Here is a 24,845-nt window from a genome sequence, read left to right on the forward strand (position 1 = left end):
GGTGTCGCGCAATCGCTCAGAACTCGGCGCAGAGCCGGCCGGGATTGAACACGCCCCGGGGGTCGAACTGGGTCTTCAATTCACGGTGGATGCGGGCCAGCGTCGGCGGTAGCGGCGCGAAGACGCCCGCCTGTTTGTCATTGGCGCGGAACAAGGTCGCATGGCCGCCGACGGCCGCCGCCATCTCGCGCAGTTGCGCCGGCGCCATCGGCGTGACCACCCAGCGTTGGGCACCGCCCCATTCGATCAACTGCTCGCCGTGCAGCGGCATCGGTGGGGCCGTCGCCGGAACGCTGATGCGCCACATCGACGCGCCGCCCTGCACCGCGCGGCGGGCGCCGGTGAAGAACTCGTCCTCATGGTCCCGCAGCCCCTCCCAGAAGGGCGCAGCCATCGCCTCGGGAATGACATCTCCGCCCAGCTTCTGCGCCGCCGCGCGCACCGCCGCCTCGGCACCGGACAAGCGCAGCACCAGCGCGCCGTCCCACCATGCGCTGGCGCTGATCGGCAGCGGCTGGCCGCCCCACCGGTTGAGCTCCGGCAGTGCCTGTTCCTGAGGCAGCTCGAAACGCAGGGTCAAGGTCGCGACCGGGCGCGGCAACACCTTCAGCGACACCTGCACGATCAGGCCCAGCACGCCGAGCGCACCCGCCATCAGCCGGGACACGTCGTAGCCCGCCACGTTCTTCATGACCGTGCCGCCGAAGTGCAGGAGTTCGCCCTGCCCGTTGAGCATCGACAAACCCAGCACATGGTCCCGCACCGCGCCGGAGGTGGCACGCGCCGGCCCGGAGAGCCCCGCCGCCACCATGCCGCCCACGGTGCCGCGGCCCCGCTCGCTGCCGGAGAAGCGAGGCGGCTCGAAGGCCAGTTGCTGACCCTCGCGAGCGAGCAGCGCCTCCAGCTCGACCAGCGGGGTGCCGGCGGCCGCGGTCACATAGAGCTCGCTGGGCTCGTACGCGCAGACGCCGTTGAGATCGAGCGTGGACAAGGGCTCGCCGCGCGGCTCGCCGCCGTAGAACGCCTTGCTGCCGTGGCCCTCGATGCAGAACGGTCCGCCGCTGCGGATGCGTTCGCGCAAGCGCTCCAGGGCCTGCCGGGGCAGACCCTCGACGCTGGCGGGCGTGGCCGCGGCCACGACAGGTTCATCCAGACCTTCGGATGACGTCATCAGAAACGCTCCAGTTCAGGGAAAGCCAGCACGCCACGCTGAACGTGCATGCGGCCGTATTCGGCGCAGCGGTGCAGGGTGGGAATCACCTTGCCAGGGTTGAGCAAGCCGTTCGGGTCGAAGGCCCGCTTGAGGGCCAGCATCTGTTCGCGCTCTTCGGGCGAGAACTGGACGCACATGCTGTTGAGCTTCTCGACGCCCACGCCGTGCTCGCCGGTGACCGTGCCGCCCATGGCCACGCTGGTCTCCAGGATGTCCGCGCCGAACTGCTCACATCGATGCAGTTGGTCGGGATCGTTGGCGTCGTAGAGGATGAGCGGATGCAGGTTGCCGTCGCCGGCATGAAAAACATTCGCACAGCGCAGTTGGTACTTCTGTTCCATCCCCTGGATGGCCAGCAGGATGTCGGCCAGCCGCTTCCTCGGAATCGTCGAGTCCATGCACATGTAGTCCGGGCTGATGCGGCCCGAGGCCGGGAACGCGTTCTTGCGGCCGCTCCAGAACCGCAGCCGCTGCGCCTCGTTCTCGCTGACCTCGATGCCGGTGGCGCCGCTGGCGCGCAACACCGCGATCATGCGGTCGATCTCCTCGGCCACCTCTTCCGGCGTGCCGTCGCTCTCGCAGAGCAGGATCGCCTCGGCGTTCAGGTCATAGCCGGCATGGACGAAGTCCTCCACCGCGGCCGTCATCGGCTTGTCCATCATCTCCAGACCCGCCGGGATGATGCCGGCCGCGATGATGGCGGCGACCGCATCGCCGGCTCGCCGCAGGTCGTCGAAGCTGGCCATGATGCAGCGCGCCAGTTGCGGCTTCGGTGTGAGCCGCACCACGACTTCCGTGATGATGGCCAGCATGCCTTCGCTACCGACCACCACGCTCAGCAGATCCAGGCCCGGCACATCGAGCGCCTCGGCACCGAATTCCACTGGCTCGCCTTCGACGGTGAAGCCTCGGACCTTCAGCACGTTGTGCAAGGTCAGCCCGTATTTCAGGCAATGCACGCCGCCGGAGTTCTCGGCCACATTGCCGCCGATGGTGCAGGCGATCTGGCTGCTCGGATCCGGCGCGTAATAAAGGCCGAAGGGCGCGGCCGCCTCGGAGATTGCGAGGTTGCGGACCCCGCATTGCACCCGGGCGAGGCGGGCCAGCGGATCCACGGCGAGGATGCGGTTGAACTTGGCCAGCGCCAGCGTCAGACCTCGGGCATGCGGCATGGCGCCGCCCGACAGGCCAGTGCCTGCGCCGCGCGCGACCACCGGCACTCCCATCGCATGACAGCACTTGAGCACCGACGCGACCTGCGCCTCATCCTCCGGCAGGGCCACCGCGAGCGGACGCTCCCGGTAGGCGGTCAGGCCGTCGCATTCATACGGCTGGGTCTGCTCGTCCTGCCACAACAGCGCATGCGCGGGCAGGACCTCGCGCAGCGCCCGGACCAGCCGAGCCTGCTGCTCGGCCCGCTCAAGGGCGGAGGAGGGGAGCGCGGCATTCATGGCCCGAACTGTAGCCCGCGTTCACCATGCCGGTGCGCAGGGCCCCTCGATGGACGACGGGTAAAAACCCGGCTTGGGTGATGCGGCCCCGCTGGTCTGAGCGGATTCGCTACGCCGACGGCGATCCTGCCGCCCGCTGGCGATGGCGTTCAGGAGCGAGCACCGAGTGCCCCACGCCCTGCCTTGCGCCTGTCGGTTTGAGCCGGTGTCTCGTCGCTGAAGCAAGACTGATTCGCTTGCAGCTCGTCACATCTTGCCCAGGGCGGCGATGCTCAAGGCTCCAGAAAGACCGTGAGCACGCCGGTGTAGCCGTGCAACCTTGCATGGGCAATCTCGCCATTGGCGAAGAAGCCGATCAGCGGCACCTCGCCTAGCGCATGTTGGACCCATTGGAGTTCCGCCGACGGCGTGCCGAAATGCGGCCCCCCGCGGCCCGTGCAACTCACATAGATGGCGCCGGCCATGCGGGCGCCGCGCTCCTCGGCTTCGGCGCGAATTTCGGTGCAGATGCGCACCAGGTCGCGACGGGCGGCGTCCGGATGGCGTTCGCAAAAGCTCAGCAACTCGCCCTGGCGCAGCTGCTCGGCGACCGCGACGCCGCGTCGTGCCGGATCCAGACCGACCAGATGCCGCACCCGCACCTCGGGACCGTACTCCCGGCGTGCACCCGGTGCGTCGCTCAAGCCGACCAGCGTGCGGCGGAACAGCGGCATCGCCTGCCGCAGGGTGGTGGTTTCGCCGGTGAAGGCGGGGAGTTTCAGGTCCTCCAGCAGGGCATCCAGCGCGGGCTGGCCGTCCAGTTCGGTGACCAGGGGACCGTCGCTGGCGGTGACCCGTCGCTCCCGGCCCAGCGGCTGGCAACCCTGGCTGACGCGTGAGATCCAGCTCACCCCCGGCCCCAGGGCCAGGCCGGACAGGCCGCCTTCGACCACGTCGTCGGCGATCTGCACCGCAGACGAACGGCCGCTCACCAGCCCGCCGAACACATAACCACTGCTGCAGCGCTGGGCGAGTTCGGTGATCAGTTCCTGGAGATCCGGGGTGCCGCCATCGGCATGCATCAGCAGGCTTCGGGCGCCGAAGTCGGCCGCCAGGGGATGACGACCGGAAAAGATGCGCCACTGCGTCGGCGGCAGATCACAGACCATCAGCGCCAGGGCCGGCTCGGCGAAGTACTCGACGCCGGAGGCACAGACCGCCAAGGCCGATGCGCCGACCCAGCCGCAGCCGGGCCAGCGCAGGCGAACTTCGTCCAGCAACGCCTGCGCATGCGGCACATAGTCTTCGGACAGATACAGGAAGCCCAGCGTGGGCGCCATGCCCGCACGCTGACCGTCGATCTGCGCGCCGGCCAATGCGAGGGCCATGTGCGGATCGGGGTGGGTGGCGTGGGCCTGGATGAAACGAGGCATGAACGGCCCTCGGTGAACAACGGAAAAGGTGGAAATGCCTGGCGGCCTGGTGGGGCCAGGGGATCAGGAGGTGCGACGGGTGGGCGATGCGCCCTTACCCTTGGCGGCGCCAGCCTTGCGTGTCGCCGGCCGAGCCTTGGCGGCGGAGGCCGGCTGCGTCTTGGCGGTCCTGGCGGTCTTGGCGGTTTTGCTGTCGCTGCCCGCCTTGCCAACTTTGGAAGAAGCCTTGGGTGGCGCGCCGGCGGCCTTCCTGCCAGCCGCCGGCGCGGCTTTGCGCGCCGGCGTGGCCGTGCCTGCGCCGCTGTCTGAGTCATGGGACGCCGCCGGGGACGACGACGCGCTCGCGCCCGCCGCACCGCGAGACGTGCTGCGGGCGGTCTGGGTGCTGTTCAGGGGGCCATTCGCCGCCTGCCGGGCAACTTTCGCCGCCACCTGGGTGGCCTGGCTCATCATTTCGCCAGGCATGGCGGCCGCTTTGCGCAGGGTTTCGCCTGCGGCATCGATGCCTTGCTTGACCATGGTGCTGGCCATGTGGCGAGCGGCTTCGGTGCCCGGGTCCTTCATCGCCTGGGTGGCGAGCTGGGTGAACTGCTGGGTGAGCGCATTCCACCACTGCATCGGATCGACCGCCGCGGCGGCGGGCTTCGGCGGCGCCTTCTGGCTGTCGCTGCCGGCATCCGTACTGGCGCGGGGGCCGGCCTCGCCCGGATCGTCGGTGCGGCCCGCTTCGCTGGCTTCAGGCGCGCCGGTCGTCTGAGTGTCAGGTTCCGGCGTGGCCTTGGCGGCGGGCGCCGTCGCACCGGCGGCGCTTGTGCCCGCGGCGGCGGCCCTGCCCGACATACCGGCCATGCCCGCCGCGGCCGCCTTGGCCGCCGCCGCCCCGGCCTGGGTGGCGCTGGTCCAGGGGTCCGGGAAGGGCGCCGCCTTGAGGGCGCTCTTCAGGTCGGTCATCGGCACGTTCATCGCCTGCAAGGTGGACAAGGTCATCCGCTGCACTTCCAGCGCCTGGATGGTGGCCGCCAGCATGCGGGCGTTCTGTTCAAGCCAGAACTGGACCGTGCGAAGTTCTTCGATGCGCTTGTCCAGCTCCTGGGGATTGAGCGTGGGCGCGACCCATTGATTGAAGCCCGGAATCGCCGCACCGGCGTTTTTCACCAGGCCTTGGAGAAAGTCGAACCCGGGCACGAATTTGCTGAAGCTGGCTTCGGTCATGGAGTCTCCTCAAAAGCGCGCCGTGTGCGGCGGATGCTGGGATCGTACGTCTTGGCGTCGCTTCGACACGTCACCCTTCTAATGTGACGTGCAAGACCGGGCGGTTCGACCTTGACCCGGTGCCGCTCGATGTCCGGAGCTCGGCATCCGCATGGCGCTGCCCGCCTGGGCCACTCGCGCCGACTGCCGCCAGGTCGGTTCCACCATCTCGCTGCCGTCAACTCGATGGCGGCGCCTCGCTGCCGGCGTCATCGTGCTGCGGTGCAGCACCTCGGCCGGATGGCCGACGCCATGATTCAGCCTCACGCGAAGGCTCAGCCTCAGAGCGGCAGATGGTTCAGGTCGGCCCAGCCGGTCCACAAGATCTGGATGCCGATGCACAGCAGCACGAAGGCCATCAGCCGCATCATGACCAAGGTACCCACTTCGCCCATGCGCATCAGCAGTCGACCGCCGTTGCGATACACCAGGTAGACCACTGCGGCGGTGATGGCCGCGCCGATGGCCGCCACACCGGCGCCCATCAGATACGGCAGCGGCGAGCGCGGCAGCTGCGCGCCCAGGGCAATGGCCGCCGCAATGGAGCCGGGGCCGGTGGTCAGCGGAAAGGTGATCGGGAAGAAGCTGCGGCGAACGATCTCGGCTTCGCTCAGGTCGGTGTTGGCGCTCTCGGCGACGGCGGTCTGCACATCGTCGGTCTCGTTGCGGGTCAGCATCACCCAGGCGCTGTAGGCCACCAGCAGGCCGCCGCCCACCCGCACCACCGGCAGCGAGATGCCGAACATGTCCAGCACATAAGTGCCGACCAGCATCGACGCCATGATCACCACCCAGCCGTTGACCGCCACCTGGCGCGACAGCCGCTTCAGCACACGGTCATTGCCACCGGCGGCATTGATGACGATCGGGGCGACCCCGACCGGGTTGATGATCGGCAGCAGGGTCAGAGGCACCAGAAACAGCAGCTGCAAGAAGGTGGGCATCGCGTCCAAGCGGGGCTCCGGATACAAAAGAAATGAGAAGGCGATGCGCGGCCGATGCCGACATCAACCGGTCAGTGTGCCGCAATTGCGTCAGCGTGCCGACGGTGGATGCACCAGGGTGACCTCGAAGCCGCGTTGACGCAGCAGGTCGGGCAGCGCCTGCGGTCCGGTCATGTGCAGCGCGCCGACGGCGACCAGCAGGGTCTGGTCCTTGCGGTGCAGGTTCGACACGCGTTCCGCCAGGGCCGGATTGCGGCCGTCATTGAGCCGGGTGAGTGCGGCGCGGTCCCGGGCGTCGGCCACACAGTCGCACCAGGACTCGTATTGCGACAACCGGCGCAGGTCGCCGCGCTCCCAGGCGGTGACCAGTTCATTGAGCATGCGCATGAGCGGCTTGGGACGCTCCAGTTGACGCAAGCCGGCGTGCAGTTCGTGGCGCGCCTCGTCCGGGTCCTCCGGCAGCAGCACCTCCAACTGGCTTTGCAGCGTTTCCAGCGCCAGCACCGGCAGGCTGCGATCGCGCGCCCAACGGCTGAGCAGCATCTCCTGGCCGTAGCGCACATCCATGCCCAGGGTGCGGGCCCGCATCAAGGTGAAGGTGCTGAGCCGCAGCAAGGGATGCAACGCCTCGACCGCTTGCGGGGCCACGCACACCGCGCGGGCCTGGGCGGCCATGCGGTCACGCAGGCCGGCGTCCAGGCTCAGCTCGGGCAGCGGAGGCATCCGCCATGCCGCAGGATCCAGCGGGTCCAGTTCCAGCGCCAGCGCATCCACCTGGTCCAGCGCCGCCTTGAGCCTGGGGCCCGGAGCCGCCCAGGAGGGGCGTCCCAGGTGCAGGCTGGCATAGAGGTAGGAGGTGCGGCCATCGCGTTGGAGCGTCCACAACAGGCCGCGGTCCTTGGCCTGTGCCAGGAGTTGTTCTTGCGCCAGCGGTTCAGGCTCGGGCGGGCATTGCAGCGCGGGTTGCGGTGCAGGGGGTGGCACGGGTTGCCGGAGCGGCGCGGCCCAGAGGGCGCCGGCGCTCACGGCCAGACCGAGGGCCGCCACCGTGGCACGCCCAACCGATCTCGGTGAGATCCAGCGGGTTCGGGCGGCGGGCGTGTGGCGCGGCCGGTCCAGGACGGCGTCTTCGTGTCGGGTCACGGACCGGGTGCCGCGTGTGTTGCTGGAGATCGCGCCCAAACCGGCGATGCATGCGGTGAGGATGGCGTGAAGATGATCCGTGACGAGTGCACCCAGGTGGGTGAGCCCGGTGCCCGACCGGCGGGCGTCGGTTGGACGTGTGACAACTTCGCCGCCGACGGCGCGTTTGGCAGAGAAACGATGCATGGCGCCACGATGCCACAGTTCCGTGGCCGCTCCTGTCATCCCGTTGGGGGAGTGTCCGGGGGAAGGTCGGCCCGGAAACCCATCGAGCGTCGCTGTCGGACCTCCGGCTTGACCCGATGTTCGGCTTCCAGCAAGGTCAGGAACTCGTCGGGCGACAAGGGCTCGCCGAGGACCTCCGCCTGTTGCCTCACCGCCGCAAAATCGCCGGGTGTCAGCTGGTCCATCCGGGCCAGACGGTCGGTCCAGGGCCCTGTGGCGGCAACCCCGGTCTCCAACGAGAACATTCGCTCCCGCTGGTCCGGCCGCAACGGCTTGAATCGGATCTTGAAGCTGAAGCGCCGCAGGGCGGCCTCGTCCAGGTCGTCGAACGCATTGGTGGTGCATATGAACAGCCCGGAAAACCGCTCCATGCCGGCCAACATCTGATTGACCTCGCTGACCTCGTAATGGCGCTCGGCCATGCGGCGACTGCGCAGGAAGCTGTCGGCTTCGTCCAGCAGCAGCAAGGCGTTTTCCTGGGCGGCGGCTTCGAACATCCGGGCCATGTTCTGCTCGGTCTCGCCGACATACTTGCTCATCAGGTCACTGGCCAGACGCACCATCAACGGCCGTTGAAGCTCGGCGGCGATGTGCTCGGCCAGGGCCGTCTTTCCGCTGCCCGGCGGGCCGTAGAAGCACAGGTTGCCCATGCCGCGGCGGCGCAGCGCTTCCACCAGGCGCGGCAACTCGAAGCGGGATTCGCAGTGAATGAGGTCCAGCGCATAACGCGGCGCCGGACTGCGCCGACCCTGTCCGCCATCGCCTTGACCCAGCGCCTTGTCCGCATGGGCGAGCTGGCGGGTGATCAGCTGTTCGTTGAGGGCGGCGTCGCCCGCAGGACTGGACACGCCCACAGGACTGGAAAGGCCCGCCGCGTTGCCGGCCCCACCGGCGAGCCGCGCAAAGCGCACGGCGGTGCGGATCTGCGCGGGCGTCAGTCCGCGACGCTCGGAGAGGCGTTCGGCCAGGCCGTCCGGCACCGGCAGTCCGGCCAGGGCCTTGCGCACCAGGCCCAGACGCGCGCCGGGCGGCGGGGACTTGAGTTCGAGGTGATATTGGAAGCGCCGACGGAAGGCCGGATCGATGTGTTCGATGCGGTTGGTGATCCACACCACCGGCACCGGATTGCTCTCCAGGATCTGGTTCACCCAGGCCTTGCCGTTGACCGACATCGGCACCGGTGCCTCCAGCGCGGCATCCAGCCGCGCCATCAGCTGGGCCGCATCGCCGCTGAGATGCGGGAAGACGTCTTCCACCTCGTCGAACAGCAGGGCGACCTCGGGGCTCGCTTTCAGGAAGACCTGGCTGATCTGCAGCGAGCGGTAGCGGTCTCGACCGCTGAGGGCATTGCCATCGCGATCGGACGATTCCACTTCATAGAGCGACAGCCCCGCTTCGCTGGCGGCGACCTTCGCCAGTTCGGTCTTGCCGGTGCCGGGCGGCCCGTAGAGCAGGATGTTCACACCGGCTTGTCGCTGCGTGACCGCATTGCGCAGCAAGGTGCCGATGATCCGCAACTCATCGGCGATGAAATCGAAGTCGGCACCTTGCAGCTCGCTCTGCGCGACCGGCCGGGTGAAGACCGCCATCAGCTCCTGCGGACCGCCGTACTCGCGCATCAGCACCGGCGGAAGCTGTTCGCTGACCTTCATCAGATCGGAGAGATCGGTGATGTTGTGCTCGGCAATCAGGTTCTCGACCATGCCGACGCGCTCCAGGCGCGATCCCACCCGCAGCGCTTCGGCCACCTCATGCGCCTGGACACCGGCTACATCGGCGATGGCGGTGAAGGCTTCCTGCGCGGTGTTGACCTTGAATTCGACCAACGCGCCGCGCAGGTCGCGCTGATAACGCGCCAGGGTGCCATACAACAGCAGCGCGCGTTCGGCAGCATTGAGCTGCAGCAGGCGACCCAGGGCAGCGATGTTCTGCTGCACCAGCGTGGATTCACGTTGCAGCTGCAGTTCCAGGGTCTCGCAGCTGCAGGCCAGCAGGGCGAGGAGGTCTTTCGGCGCGTCCTTGACGTATTCATCGAGGTAGAAGAACAGCGTCGTCTCGGCGAACGGTCCGCGCCACAGGCCGTGGCGGTTGAGGAAGGCGACGTCGCTCAACGCCTCGTGACCCGACCACTGCGTGTGGCCGGCGCAGCGGCGCGACAGATAGGTGCGCAGTCGCGCCAGCACATCGGGGGGCCAGACCAGATGGCGGGCGGTGAGCGCCAGGAGGCCGCTGAGGTCGCGGCGCGCATTGAAGCGATTGGCGTGGCGGACCGTGAGCGTCAGCACGAAGTGCGAGCACATGCGGTCGAGCACCGGGCTGTCATGAAGGCCCGGGGTCATCAGCGGCAGGGGCGAGCGCTTGGCCATGGGCATGGCGATCGGGCTTTCAGGTGGCGACGTGGGCGGAACCCGAGGCCCCGGACCCGGGCGCCCCACCACGGCGGACCGCGTGGCCGCCCCATCTTGGCGCAGCCGAAGACGCTAGACAAGTCCCGCACGGGTGGCGGGCGTCCCTGGGATCAGTGGATGGCTCGGCGGTCTGGCGGCATCGACAGTGCGCCGGGGATGCGCTTCCCATCGAGGCTGGAGATGCGCAAAGGCCCGCGATGGCGGGCCCTTTGGTGCACCAGATGTCGGTGCTCAGGTACTTCGGTGCTTAAGTGCTTCAGTGCGTTGCTCGTCTGAATCGATGCGTTGCACCGATGCCGGGCACCGATGCGTTCGACGACTGCCTTGGCCGGATGACCTGCACCGATGCGGGATGCACCGAGGGGGTCATCACCTCATGCCGAGGGGCACTCGATGCATGCGCCGTGCGCTCAGTGCATCACCACCGGCTGTTGGCCGAGGCAGGCGTAGCGCGAGATGAAGGCGTCCAGGTCATCGACATCAGGCCCTTGTTCGATCAGCGCCTCGACGCCTTCCTGGAATTGTTGTGCCAGGGCGCCCTCGATGAAGATTTCCTTGCGGCTGAACTTGTCCACGATCTCGAAGCCGTCGCGTTGCAGCGGCGGGTGATCGGGATGCCGGGTGTCACTCAGCGTCGGTGCGACTTCCACATCGAACTGGACCACGATGTAGCTGGGTGAGTCGTAGAGCATGTGCATAAGGACTCCTTTGAATCAGGAGTTATGGTCTGAAGCGCCGGATTCAAGCCCGTCGCTTTCAACCAGAACACGACCCCATGGTGGCAGAACTTGCGAAGGGCACCGCAAGCATATGTGGTGCCAACCGCACAAAGTTCACGACTGATGCCCGCCGTGGCGGCTTTTACATTGCGATGCGTCTCTCTTGGCAATCGGACGGCCCACTCGCCCCTGGCGTGCGGATCGTGGAGGGCGGGCCGGTTCAGTGGAGACCGTCGGACCGACCGATGGCATCGGTCGCATCGATCGCATCAATCGAATCGCTGGCGTCCCCGGCATGGCCTGCATCGATGTCATCGGGTTCTCCGGTGACCTCGGCATCGTCGGTAGCGCTTCGTGGCCGTGGCCGTGGCGGTGGCGGCGCTGTCGGCTCGCTGTGAAGCGTCCACTGGCCATCGCCGTCCACGCGGAAGGCGAGGTCGGTCAGCAGGAAGTTGTGTGCGCCATCCAATCCGACGATCCATTGCAGGGCCGGTCGCCCGGACTGGCGTGGCAGGTCACGCACCAACTGCCAATGGTCGCCCTGGCGCTCGGTGACGACGAAGTCCCAGTCATGCACGCCCTGAGCGCCCGCGACCGGGATGCGCAGCACCTGCCCGGTGCGCAGGTCGGCGTTCGCGGCGGCCATTGCCGACAGTTGAAGCCACCAGGAGAGGCGGTCCTGCGTGCCGGGTGGCAGCTCATGGCGACGGGCGCCGATGACCAGCATGGCGCGATCTGAATCAGGTTCGCGCATGAACTGCATCGATTCGCGGCTCCGGCCTGACTGCGTCACCCGATGGGTGCTCGGCATCAGGCCATGAGGTCCGAGTTGCCCTTCGCTGTGCCATTGCGGCAGTTCGCGCGAACCGGCACGTCGAGTGAGGGTCAAGCGGTAGCGGTCCTCGTCCAGTTGCCAATGGAGGGTGGCGTGGCCATCGACGCCGTCGTAGACGAAGCGGAAGTGCAAGGTCCCGCTGCCCGTCAACGGTGGCTGCAGATTCGATGCGGCGATCGACGTGGTGGTGGATCCGCTTGCCGCTTCGGCGCCAGCTTCTGCCTCCGATGCTGACGCTGGCGCTGATGCCGCGGATCGGGACGAAATTGTTGACGGGAACCCTGGACGTCGAGGCGATACATCCGGCTCGATCGCCGTCGCCAGAGGAGGCGGGTGGATCGCGAGAGGCGCATCAGTGGCGGCCACGGTTCTCGTCGCGGGCGCTGCCGATCTCGGCACTTCGGCCTTGGCGTTCAACGCGTCCTCGGCCTTCTGCAAGGGCGGCAAGGGCTGCAAGGGCTGCGAGCGCTGCGAGGGCTGCGGCGGTGCGTCGGGCCGCGTCAGTGAGACCGACAGCGCCCGGGCATCGGTCCAGCGGACCTCCACCGAGCTGCCCGTCACGGCCGTGATGGGTCGCAGTGCGGCGGGACGCAGGCGGTCGATCAGCCAGCCATGCAGCGCCAGCACGAGCAGGACGGCGAGCCACGGGGCTCCCCGCGCCGACCGGCGTCGGTGTGGGGCCCGACCGGATGGCCGCCCGGGTGACACAGGTGACAATGCCGCAGCGAACCGCACGACGATTTCCCCAACGATGCTTTTCTCGGCGCCCGTGAGGCGCCACGACGATCACGACCGCAACGATGAAACTCGCTACATACCGCGACGGCTCGCGCGACGGCCAACTGGTGGTGGTCTCCCGCGACCTGAGCCAGGCATGCTATGCCACCGGCATCGCGACCCGGCTGCAGCAGGTGCTGGACGATTGGAATTTCCTCGCCCCACAGCTTGAATCCTTGTCGCAATCGCTGAACCAGGGGCGTGCGCGCCACGCGTTCAGCTTCGATCCCGCCCAATGCATGGCGCCGTTGCCTCGTCCCGCCGCGTGGTTGGCGGGCGAAGGCTATCCGGCGCATGGCGACGAGCTGCGCGCGCGTGGCCTGGCCTGGCCGGAGCGACTGAGCGCGCCGCTGGTGCGTGTGGGCGGTGCCGAGACCCTGCTGGGACCGTTGGACACGCCGGATCTGCCGGACGCTCGCGGCCTGGAAACCGAGCCGCAGGTCGCGGTGCTGATCGGCGATCTGGCCGCCGGCGCGGTGCCGACGCAGGCGCTGGAGGCGGTGCGGCTGGTGCTGCTGGTCAATGACTGGGTGATGCGGCCCGTCCAGCAAGAGGAATTGAGCCAGGGCTGGCCGGCCCTGCACAGCCGCCCCGCCTTGCAGTTCGCGCCAGTGGCGGTGACGCCTGACGAGCTGCCTGGCGCGTGGTACCTCGGCCGGGTCACGGCCCAACTGCAGTGTCAGCGCAACGGGCGCAAGCAGCCGGCGCTCGATCTGAAGGACGGGATGCGCTGGAGCTTCGGCGACCTGCTGGCCGAGGCCGCCCGCAACCGGGCACTGCGCACGGGAACGCTGGTCGGCGCAGGCCGCCCCGGCGGCGGCGCACCGGTCATCCTGGCCGCAGGCGACAGCCTGCGCCTGGACGTCAAGTTGGGGGACGGCTCCAGTCCGTTCGGCGCGATCGACATGGATCTCGCGGAACTCGAACCCGCTGCCGCTGCGGCGCTGGGTGCTCCTGCTGATGCGAAGGGGGCCCCTCGGCGTGCGGCCGAGCCTGCCGACGATTCGGATACGCCGGCCGGCGATGACGTCGAATCAGCTGCCGATGCCGATGCCGATGCCGATGCCGATGCCGATGCCGATGCCGCCCGTCACCGTGCCGACAATCTCGACGACACCCCCAGCGCATCGCGCGCCCCTCAGGACGACACGGCCGATGCCGACACGGTCGCCGCCACCGATCAAGGAGACTCTGATGCAACGACGTGAACTGTGCGCCTGGATGGGCGCCACGCTGGCGACCGGACTGGCCGCCCCTTCGGCCTTCGCTTTCAGCCTCAGCGAAGGCGATGCCGCCACTGGCGTGCGTGCCGCTTTGGAGCGCGGCGCCCAGGCCGCACTGGAAAACCTGGGACGCACCGATGGCTTCCTGGGCAATCCCCAGGTGCGCATCGAGCTGCCCAGCGGGCTGCGCGACGCCGCGCGGCTGCTGCGCACCACCGGGCAGGGCCGTCGGCTGGACGAGCTGATCACAGCAATGAACCGCGCCGCCGAGCAGGCCATGCCGGAGGCCCGGCAATTGCTGGTCAACACGGTGCGCAACATTTCGGTCGAGGATGCGGTGCGCATCGTGCGCGGCGGTGATGACGCCGTCACCCGCTTCTTCGAGGACAAGACCCGCTCCCCGCTGACCGACAAGTTCCTGCCCCTGGTGACCCGGGCCACCGAGCGCCAGTCGCTGAGCGAGAAGTACAACGCGGTGGCCGGCAAGGCCGCCGGCTTCGGACTCGTGCGCAAGGAGGATGCCAATCTGCAGTCCTATGTCACCGGCAAGGCCCTGGACGGGCTCTACTTCATGATCGGCCAGGAAGAAAAGAAGATCCGCCAGGATCCGGTGGGTACCGGCAGCGCCATCCTCAAGCGGGTCTTCGGCGGCTGATCGCCCCGGAGACTGCGTCAGACACGGACACGGACACGGACACGGACAGGGCACGGCACTGATACGGACAGGGCTCGGCTCGGCAGGGCGCGGCGCGGACACGGATCCGCCGCCGCAGCAGCAGCAGCAGCCGATGCCGATGCCGATGCCGATGCCGATGCCGATGCCGGCTCCGGACCGGGGTAGGGAACGCGAACCTGCGCGCCATCCCGTTGAGCCTGCGCGAGGCACGATGCACGCCTCGCCGCCGGTCGAAGGCCACGCCCGCCCCATGGCGGGGCCGGTCTTCCTACAATCGGGCGCATGAACGCCTCGACTTCCGCCGTCCGCTACACCCGCGGCGCCGCCCTGCCCGCCATCCTCCAGTCGCGCATTGCCGTCCTTGACGGCGCGATGGGCACGATGATCCAGCGCTATAAGCTGACCGAGACAGACTTTCGCGGCGATCGGTTCCTGGATCATCCCAAGGACCTCAAGGGCAACAACGACCTGCTGGTGCTCACCCGCCCGGATGTGATCTCCGAGATCCACCGCCAGTACCTCGAGGCCGGTTCCGACATCATCGAGACCAACACCTTCGGCACCACCACGGTGGCCCAGGAGGACTATGGGCTCGGGCATTTCGCCTATGAAATGAACGTCGCCGCCGCCCGCCTGGCCCGCCAGGCCTGCGACGCGTTCAGCACGCCCGACAAACCACGCTTCGCCGCCGGTGCCCTCGGCCCCACGCCGCGCACCGCGTCCATCAGCCCGGATGTCAACGACCCCGGTGCCCGCAATGTGGACTTCGATACCCTGCGCCTCGCGTACTACGAGCAAGGCAAGGCCTTGCTCGAAGGCGGCGTCGACCTGTTCCTCGTCGAAACCATCTTCGACACGCTCAATGCCAAGGCGGCCATCTTCGCCCTCGATGCGCTGATGGACGACACCGGCGAGCGGCTGCCCGTCATCATCTCCGGCACCGTCACCGACGCGTCCGGGCGCATCCTGTCCGGCCAGACCGTCACCGCCTTCTGGCACTCGGTCCGCCATGCGCGGCCGCTGGCCGTCGGCCTGAACTGCGCGCTCGGCGCCGCCCTGATGCGGCCCTATATCGAGGAACTGGCCAAAGCGGCCGGTGATACCCCGATCTCCTGCTATCCGAATGCGGGGTTGCCCAATCCGATGAGCGACACCGGCTTCGACGAAACACCCGATGTGACCGGACGGCTCGTCGGCGAGTTCGCGGCAGCGGGCTTCCTCAATATCGCCGGAGGATGCTGCGGGACCACGCCCGACCACATTCGCGCGATTGCCAAGAGCGTGTCGGCCTACCGGCCCCGAGCGGTGGGGGAAAAGCTCTTCAGCGGTTTGGTGGAGGCCTGAGCGCGAGCCCGCGAGGCCTTCGTCACAGGCCTGGGCGGGCGAACCGAGCGGCGAGTCCTGACCTCGCGGTGCGCGGCCGATGGACGCGGCGGCGTCAGTACAGCTTCAGCATCGTTTCCATGTGAATGCGCAGGCGCAGCTCATGCGGCGCCAGACTCACACTGATGGCCTGCGCCGGCAGGCGCGTGTCGCGCAACACCGGCGTGGTCAGCGGGCTGCCGCTTTTGCCCACCAGCGCCGCCACGGTCGGCTCATTCGCGCTGTGGCCGCGCTTGATGACCATGCCCTCTTCGCCGTTGGCCAGACGCACCAGCGAGCCGGGGGGATACAGGCCGATGGACTTGATCAGGGCAATGCCCGCTTCATCCGGCTGCTTGAGTTCGTCCAGATAGATGGCCCGGGCCGCCTGCGCGGCGGACAGCGCCCGCCGGTGGCGCCGCGGGCTCAGCCGCGCACCGTAGACATCGATGCGCCGCAGCAGCCGCCCCATGAGCTCGCCGTCGCCCCGCGGGGCCAGCGGACCCGGGCCGGCGTCATGGTGCAGGCGCACCGCGCCGAGCCAGGCGTCGTCGGTCACGCCCATCTCGCGCAGCAGCACGGCGGCCCGGTCGCCGTGACCGGCCAGTTGCTCACGCTGGGCGCCGTTCAGGCCGTCCGATCGGAGCGCGTGCTGGTCCTGCTGCTGCGTGATGCTCAGGTTCATCGTCAGCGCCGCCAGACCCAGCGAACGCCGCCGGGCGTCGTCCCAGCCCAGTTGCCGGGCGGTGAGCTCCGACAGGCCCAGCGACAGCAGCGCATGCCGCGCGCTGTACTGCTGCGACTCCTGGCCGGCGTCGTGGATCAGCAGCGCCAGCGAGGCGTCGGGCTGACGGGTCAGCCGGGCCAGCACGCTGTCCAGCAATTGCGTCAGGCGCGGCAGGAAGTCGGGGCGCTCCGGCGATCGCAGCACCTGCTGCGCATGCCATTGCAGGTCGGACCAGGCGGCCGCATCGCTGACCTCCAACGGTGCGGGCCGGGTGGCGCCGCGCTCCGCATGGAAGTCGGTGCGCTGGTAATCCGCCTCCGCACGGGCAATCTGCGACAGCGACGCACCTTGCAGCACCATCGTGTCCAGCTTGAAGTTCAACGCGCGCTGGTATTCGCGAGTCTCGTGGGCCTGGACGAACGGGCCGCGCGCAATCAGCTCGCGCACCTGAGGGGTGTCGGGCAGCGCATTGCCGGCCGCGAACAGAAGATGCCCGGCACTGTCGCGCAGTGAGAACGTCAGCACCTGTCCGGTGCGCAGGCTGTGGGGGGGGAGTTGGACCAGATCCATGGCGCGGGGCACGTCGGGTGGCACACCGATGGTTCCCTCCGTCCGGTGGTGCCGCTTCGTGCCGAAGTTGTCGTTATGGTTGTCGTCACAGGTTATCGGCCCGTGAAAGCATACGCTTGAGCCGGCGTTTTTACCGGGTCCCACCCCCCGCCAAGGGGGCGACGATCGTTAGAATGCGTGGCGTTTTCCCTGTTTCCTGTGTCCGAGGAGCGTTGCGATGGGCCGTTGCCGGCCCGCCAGGCTCGGATCGACGGTGTCGCCCGCTGCTGCGGAGCCGCCACCGCCTGACAACGACGCTCACCGTCCCGACTGGCTCGGGGTTGCGGTGAGTTGCGCGGCCCCCATCCATCGTCCGAAGCGTCGAAAGAGATCACCGAGGCCGCCATGTCCGCCAATTCCACCCGTTCCGCCGGTGCCGCCCAAGCTGCTGGATCCGCAGAATCCGCTGAATCCGTCCAGCGCGCCGCCCACGCGGCGTCGGTCGTCCCGCCGATGAAGCTGGCCGGTCTGGAGCCGGTGGCCATCGGCGCCGGCACGCTGTTCGTCAACATCGGCGAGCGCACCAACGTCACCGGCTCCAAGGCCTTTGCCCGGCTGATCCTGAACGGCGAATTCGAAGCCGCGCTGGGCGTCGCCCGCCAGCAGGTGGAAAACGGCGCCCAGGTGATCGACATCAACATGGACGAGGCCATGCTCGACAGCAAGGCCGCGATGGTGCGCTTCCTCAACCTGATCGCCTCCGAGCCGGAGATCGCGCGGGTGCCGATCATGATCGACTCCTCCAAGTGGGAGGTGATCGAGGCCGGCCTGAAATGCATCCAGGGCAAGGGCATCGTCAATTCGATCTCGCTCAAGGAGGGCGAGCCCGAGTTCCGCCGCCAGGCCAAGCTGATCCGCCGCTACGGCGCCGCCGCGGTGGTGATGGCCTTCGACGAGACCGGCCAGGCCGACACCTACCAGCGCAAGGTCGAGATCTGCGAGCGGGCCTACCGGCTGCTGGTCGACGAGATCGGTTTCCCGCCGGAAGACATCATCTTCGACCCCAACATCTTCGCGATCGCCACCGGCATCGAGGAGCACAACAACTACGCGGTCGACTTCATCAACGCCACCCGCTGGATCAAGCAGAACCTGCCCGGCGCCAAGGTCAGCGGTGGCGTGTCCAACGTGTCGTTCAGCTTCCGCGGCAATGAGCCGGTGCGTGAGGCCATCCACACCGTGTTTCTCTATCACGCCATCCAGGCGGGGATGGACATGGGCATCGTCAACGCCGGCATGGTCGGCGTGTATGACGAGATCCCCGTCGATCTGCGTGAGCGGGTCGAGGACGTGGTGCTCAATCGCCGTGACGATGCCACCGAGCGGCTGCTCGAGGTGGCGGAGACGGTCAAGGGCGCGGCCAAGGACGACACCGCCAAGCTCGCCTGGCGCGCCGGCGATGTGGCCGCGCGGCTGTCGCATGCGCTGATCCACGGCATCACCGACTTCATCGTGGAAGACACCGAGGAAGCCTGGCAGGCGATCCAGGCACGTGGCGGTCGGCCGCTGCATGTGATCGAAGGCCCGCTGATGGCCGGCATGAATGTGGTGGGCGACCTGTTCGGCGCCGGCAAGATGTTCCTGCCCCAGGTGGTGAAGAGTGCGCGGGTGATGAAGTCCGCCGTGGCGCACCTGGTGCCCTACATCGAAGAGGAAAAGCGCCGCATGGAGGCCGCCGGTGACGATGTCCGCTCCAAGGGCAAGATCGTTATCGCCACGGTGAAGGGCGATGTGCACGACATCGGCAAGAACATCGTCACCGTGGTCCTGCAGTGCAACAACTTCGAGGTGGTGAACATGGGCGTGATGGTCCCGTGTCAGGACATCCTGGCCAAGGCCAAGGTCGAAGGCGCGGACATCATCGGCCTGTCCGGCCTGATCACGCCCAGCCTCGAGGAAATGCAGCATGTCGCGGCCGAGATGCAGCGCGACGACTACTTCCGCATGAAGAAGATCCCGCTGCTCATCGGTGGCGCCACCACCAGCCGGGTGCACACCGCGGTGAAGATCTCGCCGCATTACGAAGGCCCGGTGGTGTATGTGCCGGATGCGTCGCGCTCGGTGGGCGTGTGCTCGGACCTGCTGTCCGATGAGCGTGCGACCCGCTTCATCGACGAACTGAAGTCGGATTATGAGAAGGTCCGGGTGCTGCATGCCAACAAGAAGCAGACCCCGCTGGTGCCGCTGGCCGAGGCCCGCGCCAACAAGCTGAAGGCCGACTTCGCCAGCTATCAGCCGCCGCAGCCGAAGTTCATCGGCCGGCGCCAGTTCCGCAACTACGACCTGGCCGAGCTGGCGCCGTGCATCGATTGGGCGCCGTTCTTCCAGACCTGGGACCTGGCCGGCCCGTTCCCGGCGATCCTCAAGGATGAGATTGTCGGCACCGAGGCGCAGCGGGTCTTCAGCGATGGCAAGCGGATGCTGCAGCGTCTGATCGAAGGCCGGTGGCTGACGGCCAACGGCGTGCTCGGGCTCTATCCGGCGGCCCAGGTCAATGACGACGACATCGAGATCTACAGCGATGAATCCCGCAGCGAGGTGTTGATGACCTGGCGCGGTCTGCGCATGCAGTCGGAGCGTCCGGTGGTGGACGGGGTGCGTCGCCCTAACCGCGCATTGGCTGACTACATCGCCGCCAAGGGCAGCGTGCCCGACTACATCGGCCTGTTCGCGGTCACCGCCGGCATCGGCGTGGATCGCAAGGAAGCGCAGTTCATGGCCGACCATGACGACTACTCCGCGATCATGCTGAAGGCCCTGGCCGACCGTCTGGCCGAGGCCTTCGCGGAGCGGCTGCACCAGCGGGTGCGGCAGGAATTCTGGGGCTACGCACCGGAAGAGTCGCTCAGCAACGAGCAACTGATCCAGGAGCGCTACCGCGGCATCCGTCCCGCACCCGGCTATCCGGCCTGCCCGGATCATCTGGTCAAGCGCGACCTGTTCCGGGTGCTGCAGTGCGAAGACGTCGGCATGGCGCTCACCGAGGGCATGGCGATGACGCCGGCGGCGAGCGTCAGCGGCTTCTATTTCGCGCATCCGGAGTCGGCTTACTTCAATGTGGGCCGCATCGGCGATGACCAGGTGGCCGACTGGGCCGCGCGGATGGCGCTGGATCAGGTCGATGCTCGCCGGGCGTTGGCGCCTCTGATCGGTTGAACCCCTGCGCCTGCTGTCCCCGGCAGGCGCTTCTCGCCTCGCGCCTCGCGCCTCGCGCCTCGCTTTTTGCGCCTCTCGCGCTACCCCCTGCTGCGCGATCGCCCGCACCAACAGGGTCCATTCGGCCCCTGTCGGGTCGTTGTGCGGACCGACGTGTGGCGCGTCGTTCCCCCGCCTCTTTGTTTCATTGCGTGTCCGCCGTCGGCGCGAGGCGGGCCGCAGGCGTTGTAAAGCGGTGAAGAGGCTGCGAACGGGGTGTTGTCCTACCCCGGGGCTGGTTTCAGGCGTTTACAAACGGAACAGGGTCGAGGCGCCTGGACTTGTAACAGCGTGGCATTCTTCGCTCCATCACAGCCCACCGGGGCAACAACCATAAGAGGTGAATCATGGCGATGAGTAGCAACCAGAAGATGATCGCGGGCGTGGCGGGCGCCGCTGTGGTGGCCGTGGCCGCCTTCATGGCCGGTCGCCATCAGTCGGCGCCGGAAGGCCCGATGACGGCGGGCAACACCGCCAACGCGGTGGATGAGGCCAATGCAGCGAAGCAATCGGGCAACGACGCCGTGCCGGCCCAGCGCAACAACAATGGCAACGGCAACGGCAACTCGAATACGAACCAGCGCGTGGCCAACAACGGCCGTTCGAACAACGGCGACAGCGGCGGTTATGCCGACAGCAACGGCAACAACGCCACGCAGCAGGCAGTGCCACGGCTGTGCGCCGAGTGCGCCACGGTGGTCTCGGTGCGTCAGGAGACGCGTGAAGGCAAGGGCTCGGGCATCGGCGTCGTCGGCGGCGCGGTGATCGGCGGCCTGCTGGGCAACCAGATCGGCGGCGGCACTGGCAAAAAGGTCGCGACCGTGGGTGGTGCGGTGGCCGGCGGTTACGCGGGCAACGAGATCGAAAAGCGCCAGCGCAGCACCACCGTGTGGGTGGTTCGCCTGCGCAACGCGGACCAGAGCACCCGCAACATGGAATTCAGCCATGACCCGCAGGTGCAGAACGGCGATGTGGTGCGCGCCCGTGATGGCCGCCTGGAGCGCCAGTAAGCACGGAGGCGATCGCCCGCTCCGGGTGATCGCAGGGCGCGGCAGTGACCGCGCCTAGGGCACGCACCAATCTGATTGGTGAGCAAGCCGTCGAGTGGCCGAGCAGGTCGCCGACGGCTTTTTGCCAACTCGCGACGAACAACCCAGCAGCGCCTTTCAGCAGATCGTCAGCGTCATTCCACTGCGTTGCGACGATGCAGACAGACGCCGCCGTCTAGGCAGGTACGCGCACCGGAGACAGATCGGTGCGATCAGGTGGGCATTGATGCCGGACCCGACTTTGCGTTTCTGGTTCAAAGTCGGCTGCTCAACGCTTTCAGGCGTTGCATGACCAGGTCAGCACGCTCCTCCTCGGCGATCAGGCCGGGCAGCACGTTCGAAAAGTCCCGGTGCGTCAGCAGTTGGTCAAGTGCGCCGGCCACAGCGCGGCGAAGCTCGGCTGGGGCGGCGGCCATTTCATCGACGAGTTCCTCGCGCCCGTCGACGATGTTCAGCACATCTTCAAGATCGTGGCTGGTCATGAAGTCGCCGCCGCCTCGGCTGGCAAAGGCTTCCAGCTTGGTGGCAACAAATGCCACCGCGCTCACCAGCCGAATCGCCACGTCTTGGCCCAAGTCCACAGATACGGCAGTCTCTATCGCATAGGGATACCAGCGGTTGGAAAAGCCCAGCACCTCAGGCTGGACGGGCATCAGATCGAAGAGCACACCTGACGATTTGTGCACCCAGCGGCATATCACATCGCTGCTGACATCGCGAATGAACCCCCGCGCGGCCACCGCCTCCTCCATGCGGTGGAACGTGGCTCGGCTGGCATTCACCACCGCATCCACGTCGCGGGTGGCTCGAACCGGGTCGGCCAGGGGGTCGGTCACGAGCAGGCCGGCCACGGCACCGCCGACGAACACGATTTGCTCTCTCAGCTCGCCCAGCGCCTCTGCAATGTGGCGCAGATGGGGGAGATTCGGGTCATCGGGTTGCATGGCCAACAGCCTCACCTTCCGAATCGAATCGCATCAGTTCGGCTTCCATCAGCTTGGCTGCCAAGTTTCTTTCGCGCGCCCGCCCCATGCGCAAGGCATCCAGCAAGGCCAGCAGGCGATGCAGCGCCGGATCAGCCAATGCGGCCTGCGGTACGGTGCGGTAAAGCGGGGCGAGCGTGGGCCCCTTGGCACTGCCGGTGGGGTGTGCCCATACGGGAGCCTCTCCCGGGGCCGCAGTCAGTTGGCTGGCCAATGGCTCAGCACCGAAGGCTGTCGGCACACCACGCTTGACCGCTCCGGGCGTGGCTGGCCAGACATAGCGGGCGCCATGCAGGATAAATTCCAGCAGGCTCGGCCTCACCGGCGACCATTCGCCGCGCGCAGGTGCCACGGCCAGGCCGCATGCCACGGCGCGCTTGACGCTGGCATGGACCTCCGAAGCGCTGATGGCCAGTGCGTCGCCCAGCGCAGCGTAGGTCCAACGCTGCGGTGGATGGGCTGCGACCTTCAGCAGCACCAGCAAATCTTGAGGTTTCAGTTCCATGTCTTGGCGATATTCGCTATTCGCGAATTGCGAATTTCGCCGATGGGCGCAGTTTTGGCAAGCCGTGCAGGGGCAAGCCCCCCGCTCACATGGCTGACCCCCTCCTGGGGGCAGCGTGAGTTCGGGCAGAAAACAGTTCATTGAAATTCACCTTTGCTTCGCATACGACCTCACTGAAGACCTCTCCAGCCTCATCTGCGCTGCTGGGGGCGCGGCGGCGTCCCTGCTGCGAGCGCATCTAGCCTCCAAGCGGGGCGGCAGGCACCCAACATGCCGCTCGCTCCTCCGCGAAGTGGGGGCGCATCGCCCACCCGCATGACCTTCCCGACGACTCAACTTCGGCCCGGCAATGCGCGCCGCCACTGGATTGCTTCGGCCACGTGGGCTGCGGTGATGGCCTCGCTGCCTGCCAGATCCGCGACGGTGCGGGCCGTCCGCAGCACCCGGTGATAGCTGCGGCCCGACCAGGACAGCCGGCCGGCGGCGCGATGCAGCATGGCCTCGGCGGCGGGTTCGAGCTTCAGATGCTCATCCAACTGGGCGGCGGGCAGCAGCGCATTGATGCAGCCCTGGCGCGACAGGGCCCGGTCGCGGGCTGCCGCCACACGTTGGCTGACCGTGGCGCTGGTTTCGCCGTCGGGCGCGGCGGCGAGCACTTCGGGCGGCAGCACCGGCACTTCGACCAACAGATCCAGCCGGTCGAGCAAGGGGCCGGAGAGCCGACCCTGGTAGCGCGCGATCTGATCCGGCGAGCATCGACAGCTCTGCAGCGGATTACCCAGTTGGCCGCAGGGGCAGGGATTCATCGCGGCCACAAGTTGGAAGCGCGCGGGGAACTCCGCTTGGTGGGCGGAGCGCGAGATGTGCACGCGTCCGGTCTCCAACGGCTCGCGCAGGGCTTCCAGCGAGGCGCGATGAAATTCAGGCAGCTCATCGAGGAACAGGATGCCGTGCTGAGCCAGCGTGATCTCGCCGGGTCTCGGGGGCGATCCTCCCCCGATCAACGCGGGTGCGGACGCGCTGTGGTGCGGCGCCCGAAAGGGCCGCTGTGCCCAGCGAGACGGATGGAACTGTCCATTGACGCTGAGCAGCGCCGCCGACTCCAGCGCCTCGGCCTCGGGCAAGGGCGGCAGCAGGCTGGGCAACCGCTGCGCCAGCATCGACTTGCCGGTGCCGGGGGGCCCGACAAACAACACGCTCAGGCCGCCCGCGGCGGCGACCTCGAGGGCGCGCTTGGGCGCGGACTGGCCTTTGATGTCCCGCAGATCCGGCGGCGCCTCGGGCGGCGGCACCGGGCGGGCCTGCACCCGCACCAGCGGCGCATCGCTGCGGGGCTGCAGCGCATTCACCAAGTCCAGCAGGTGCTGTGCCTCCCGCACGACCAGGCCCTGCACCAGTGCGGCCTCATCCGCGCAGCCGCGCGGCAGCACCAGCTCGCGGCGGTGCCCGCTGGCACGCAGCGCCAGCGCCATCGCCAGCGCACCCCGAACCGGACGCAGCTCGCCGGACAGCGCCAGTTCGCCGGCGCATTCGAACGATCCCAGCGTCTCGGCATCCACCTGCCCGCTGGCCGCCAGCAGGCCGAGGGCGATCGGCAGGTCGAAACGAGCGCCTTCCTTGGGCAGGTCGGCCGGGGACAGGTTGACGGTGATGCGCTTGTTCGTGGGGAAGTCCAGCCCGCTGCTCTGCAGCGCGGCGCGCACCCGCTCGCGGGACTCCTTCACCTCCAGGTCGGCCAGGCCGACGAGCGTGAAGCTCGGCAGGCCGTTGGCCAGATGAACCTCCACATCGACGGCGGCGGCGGACAGGCCGTCCAGGGCGCGGCTGTGGATCACGGCGAGAGACATGGGGCAGGGCACCCGCAAGGGCGCATTCGGTCGCGCCGGGCGCGGGCCGGTCAGTCTCGTACGTGGGGCGTTTCAGGGCCATCGCTCGCAAGACGGCGCTCTTTGGACGGCGCCCTAAAGGGGGAAGCTGGACGGATCGGGAACGATCGGGTGGGAGGCGACACGCGCTTGGCTGGGGCAGGGCGACCTCGTTCGCGGCTTGACGCGCCGATTGGGGGCAGGAGCGGTGACTTAAGTCATCGTGTGCCGATGCGCAGGTGTCGAGAATCGACCCTGCGGATCGCAACGAGC

At 68.0% G+C, this 24,845-nt stretch carries 18 protein-coding genes and 1 riboswitch; of the genes, 5 read left to right on the top strand and 13 right to left on the bottom strand.

The window, feature by feature from the left end; genetic code table 11:
• Positions 1-16: 16 nt before the first annotated feature.
• The 9 genes from glcE to N4261_RS02150 all read right to left on the bottom strand — a co-directional run bounded on the left by glcE (position 17) and on the right by N4261_RS02150 (position 12,228).
• Positions 17-1,171: a glycolate oxidase subunit GlcE gene (gene glcE, locus N4261_RS02110; protein ID WP_261758591.1), complete on the bottom strand. Its 1,155-nt coding sequence runs from the start codon at positions 1,169-1,171 to the stop codon at positions 17-19.
• Complete coding sequence (locus N4261_RS02115; protein WP_261758592.1) at positions 1,171-2,664, bottom strand: FAD-linked oxidase C-terminal domain-containing protein; 1,494 nt, start codon at positions 2,662-2,664, stop codon at positions 1,171-1,173. Before N4261_RS02115 ends, glcE begins: the two co-directional genes overlap by 1 nt.
• Positions 2,665-2,936: 272 nt before the next feature.
• Positions 2,937-4,076, bottom strand: a complete 1,140-nt coding sequence (locus N4261_RS02120; RefSeq protein WP_261758593.1) for an FIST signal transduction protein — start codon at positions 4,074-4,076, stop codon at positions 2,937-2,939.
• Positions 4,077-4,139: 63 nt separating this feature from the next.
• On the bottom strand, positions 4,140-5,288 hold the full coding sequence (locus tag N4261_RS02125) for a PhaM family polyhydroxyalkanoate granule multifunctional regulatory protein (protein ID WP_261758594.1): 1,149 nt from the start codon (positions 5,286-5,288) through the stop codon (positions 4,140-4,142).
• 320 nt (positions 5,289-5,608) lie between these two features.
• Positions 5,609-6,271 carry a MarC family protein gene (locus tag N4261_RS02130; protein WP_261760584.1) on the bottom strand — a complete coding sequence of 221 codons (663 nt, stop codon included), beginning with the start codon at positions 6,269-6,271 and terminating at the stop codon, positions 5,609-5,611.
• 90 nt (positions 6,272-6,361) lie between these two features.
• The gene (locus N4261_RS02135; protein WP_261758595.1) at positions 6,362-7,414 is read right to left on the bottom strand and encodes a TraB/GumN family protein; all 1,053 of its coding nucleotides are present in this window, start codon (positions 7,412-7,414) and stop codon (positions 6,362-6,364) included.
• Between the two features lie 221 nt (positions 7,415-7,635).
• Positions 7,636-10,011, bottom strand: coding sequence for an ATP-binding protein (locus tag N4261_RS02140; protein ID WP_435531996.1), 2,376 nt, complete (start codon positions 10,009-10,011; stop codon positions 7,636-7,638).
• A gap of 446 nt (positions 10,012-10,457) precedes the next feature.
• Positions 10,458-10,745: a BTH_I0359 family protein gene (locus N4261_RS02145; protein ID WP_261758596.1), complete on the bottom strand. Its 288-nt coding sequence runs from the start codon at positions 10,743-10,745 to the stop codon at positions 10,458-10,460.
• 241 nt (positions 10,746-10,986) lie between these two features.
• Positions 10,987-12,228 (bottom strand): DUF3108 domain-containing protein, encoded by a 1,242-nt coding sequence (locus N4261_RS02150; protein WP_261758597.1) that lies wholly within the window; start codon positions 12,226-12,228, stop codon positions 10,987-10,989.
• 173 nt (positions 12,229-12,401) lie between these two features.
• Here N4261_RS02150 and N4261_RS02155 point away from each other — a divergent pair, with 173 nt between their 5' ends.
• The 3 genes from N4261_RS02155 (at position 12,402) to N4261_RS02165 (ending at position 15,621) form a co-directional block, all read left to right on the top strand.
• On the top strand, positions 12,402-13,586 hold the full coding sequence (locus N4261_RS02155) for a fumarylacetoacetate hydrolase family protein (RefSeq protein ID WP_261758598.1): 1,185 nt from the start codon (positions 12,402-12,404) through the stop codon (positions 13,584-13,586).
• A complete protein-coding gene (locus tag N4261_RS02160; RefSeq protein ID WP_435531997.1) occupies positions 13,573-14,256 on the top strand; it encodes a DUF4197 domain-containing protein in 684 nt (227 codons plus the stop codon). The genes N4261_RS02155 and N4261_RS02160 overlap by 14 nt, the downstream gene beginning before the upstream one ends.
• Before the next feature lie 303 nt (positions 14,257-14,559).
• Positions 14,560-15,621 (top strand): homocysteine S-methyltransferase family protein, encoded by a 1,062-nt coding sequence (locus N4261_RS02165; protein ID WP_261758599.1) that lies wholly within the window; start codon positions 14,560-14,562, stop codon positions 15,619-15,621.
• Positions 15,622-15,715: 94 nt separating this feature from the next.
• Here the strand turns inward: N4261_RS02165 and N4261_RS02170 are convergent, their stop codons facing one another.
• A complete protein-coding gene (locus N4261_RS02170; protein ID WP_261758600.1) occupies positions 15,716-16,936 on the bottom strand; it encodes an HD-GYP domain-containing protein in 1,221 nt (406 codons plus the stop codon).
• A 198-nt stretch (positions 16,937-17,134) separates the two neighbouring features.
• A riboswitch (S-adenosyl-L-homocysteine riboswitch) is annotated at positions 17,135-17,242 on the top strand.
• A gap of 78 nt (positions 17,243-17,320) precedes the next feature.
• Between N4261_RS02170 and metH the strand changes: the two genes are divergently transcribed.
• Together metH and N4261_RS02180 are read left to right on the top strand one after the other, a co-directional pair.
• Positions 17,321-20,131 carry a methionine synthase gene (metH, locus tag N4261_RS02175; RefSeq protein WP_261758601.1) on the top strand — a complete coding sequence of 937 codons (2,811 nt, stop codon included), beginning with the start codon at positions 17,321-17,323 and terminating at the stop codon, positions 20,129-20,131.
• A 386-nt stretch (positions 20,132-20,517) separates the two neighbouring features.
• Positions 20,518-21,180: a glycine zipper 2TM domain-containing protein gene (locus N4261_RS02180; RefSeq protein WP_261758602.1), complete on the top strand. Its 663-nt coding sequence runs from the start codon at positions 20,518-20,520 to the stop codon at positions 21,178-21,180.
• Between the two features lie 293 nt (positions 21,181-21,473).
• Here the strand turns inward: N4261_RS02180 and N4261_RS02185 are convergent, their stop codons facing one another.
• From N4261_RS02185 to N4261_RS02195, 3 genes are all read right to left on the bottom strand, one after another.
• Entirely contained in the window at positions 21,474-22,163 is a 690-nt protein-coding gene (locus N4261_RS02185; protein ID WP_261758603.1) for a hypothetical protein, read from the bottom strand.
• Positions 22,150-22,707 (bottom strand): hypothetical protein, encoded by a 558-nt coding sequence (locus N4261_RS02190; protein ID WP_261758604.1) that lies wholly within the window; start codon positions 22,705-22,707, stop codon positions 22,150-22,152. Before N4261_RS02190 ends, N4261_RS02185 begins: the two co-directional genes overlap by 14 nt.
• A 332-nt stretch (positions 22,708-23,039) precedes the next feature.
• The gene (locus N4261_RS02195; protein ID WP_261758605.1) at positions 23,040-24,554 is read right to left on the bottom strand and encodes a YifB family Mg chelatase-like AAA ATPase; all 1,515 of its coding nucleotides are present in this window, start codon (positions 24,552-24,554) and stop codon (positions 23,040-23,042) included.
• Positions 24,555-24,845 lie beyond the last annotated feature (291 nt).

The organism is Roseateles amylovorans (assembly GCF_025398155.2).
GTDB classification, from domain to species: domain Bacteria; phylum Pseudomonadota; class Gammaproteobacteria; order Burkholderiales; family Burkholderiaceae_C; genus Roseateles; species Roseateles amylovorans.

Excerpts from the sequence above, each read along its gene's own strand:
- N4261_RS02185 (WP_261758603.1), bottom strand. The coding sequence starts at position 22,163 with ATGCAACCCGATGACCCGAATCTCCCCCATCTGCGCCACATTGCAGAG.
- N4261_RS02115 (WP_261758592.1), bottom strand. The coding sequence starts at position 2,664 with ATGAATGCCGCGCTCCCCTCCTCCGCCCTTGAGCGGGCCGAGCAGCAG.
- N4261_RS02170 (WP_261758600.1), bottom strand. The coding sequence starts at position 16,936 with ATGGATCTGGTCCAACTCCCCCCCCACAGCCTGCGCACCGGACAGGTG.
- N4261_RS02140 (WP_435531996.1), bottom strand. The coding sequence starts at position 10,011 with ATGCCCATGGCCAAGCGCTCGCCCCTGCCGCTGATGACCCCGGGCCTT.
- N4261_RS02180 (WP_261758602.1), top strand. The coding sequence starts at position 20,518 with ATGGCGATGAGTAGCAACCAGAAGATGATCGCGGGCGTGGCGGGCGCC.
- glcE (WP_261758591.1), bottom strand. The coding sequence starts at position 1,171 with ATGACGTCATCCGAAGGTCTGGATGAACCTGTCGTGGCCGCGGCCACG.
- N4261_RS02155 (WP_261758598.1), top strand. The coding sequence starts at position 12,402 with ATGAAACTCGCTACATACCGCGACGGCTCGCGCGACGGCCAACTGGTG.
- N4261_RS02145 (WP_261758596.1), bottom strand. The coding sequence starts at position 10,745 with ATGCACATGCTCTACGACTCACCCAGCTACATCGTGGTCCAGTTCGAT.
- N4261_RS02195 (WP_261758605.1), bottom strand. The coding sequence starts at position 24,554 with ATGTCTCTCGCCGTGATCCACAGCCGCGCCCTGGACGGCCTGTCCGCC.
- metH (WP_261758601.1), top strand. The coding sequence starts at position 17,321 with ATGTCCGCCAATTCCACCCGTTCCGCCGGTGCCGCCCAAGCTGCTGGA.
- N4261_RS02165 (WP_261758599.1), top strand. The coding sequence starts at position 14,560 with ATGAACGCCTCGACTTCCGCCGTCCGCTACACCCGCGGCGCCGCCCTG.
- N4261_RS02130 (WP_261760584.1), bottom strand. The coding sequence starts at position 6,271 with ATGCCCACCTTCTTGCAGCTGCTGTTTCTGGTGCCTCTGACCCTGCTG.
- N4261_RS02120 (WP_261758593.1), bottom strand. The coding sequence starts at position 4,076 with ATGCCTCGTTTCATCCAGGCCCACGCCACCCACCCCGATCCGCACATG.
- N4261_RS02190 (WP_261758604.1), bottom strand. The coding sequence starts at position 22,707 with ATGGAACTGAAACCTCAAGATTTGCTGGTGCTGCTGAAGGTCGCAGCC.
- N4261_RS02160 (WP_435531997.1), top strand. The coding sequence starts at position 13,573 with ATGCAACGACGTGAACTGTGCGCCTGGATGGGCGCCACGCTGGCGACC.
- N4261_RS02125 (WP_261758594.1), bottom strand. The coding sequence starts at position 5,288 with ATGACCGAAGCCAGCTTCAGCAAATTCGTGCCCGGGTTCGACTTTCTC.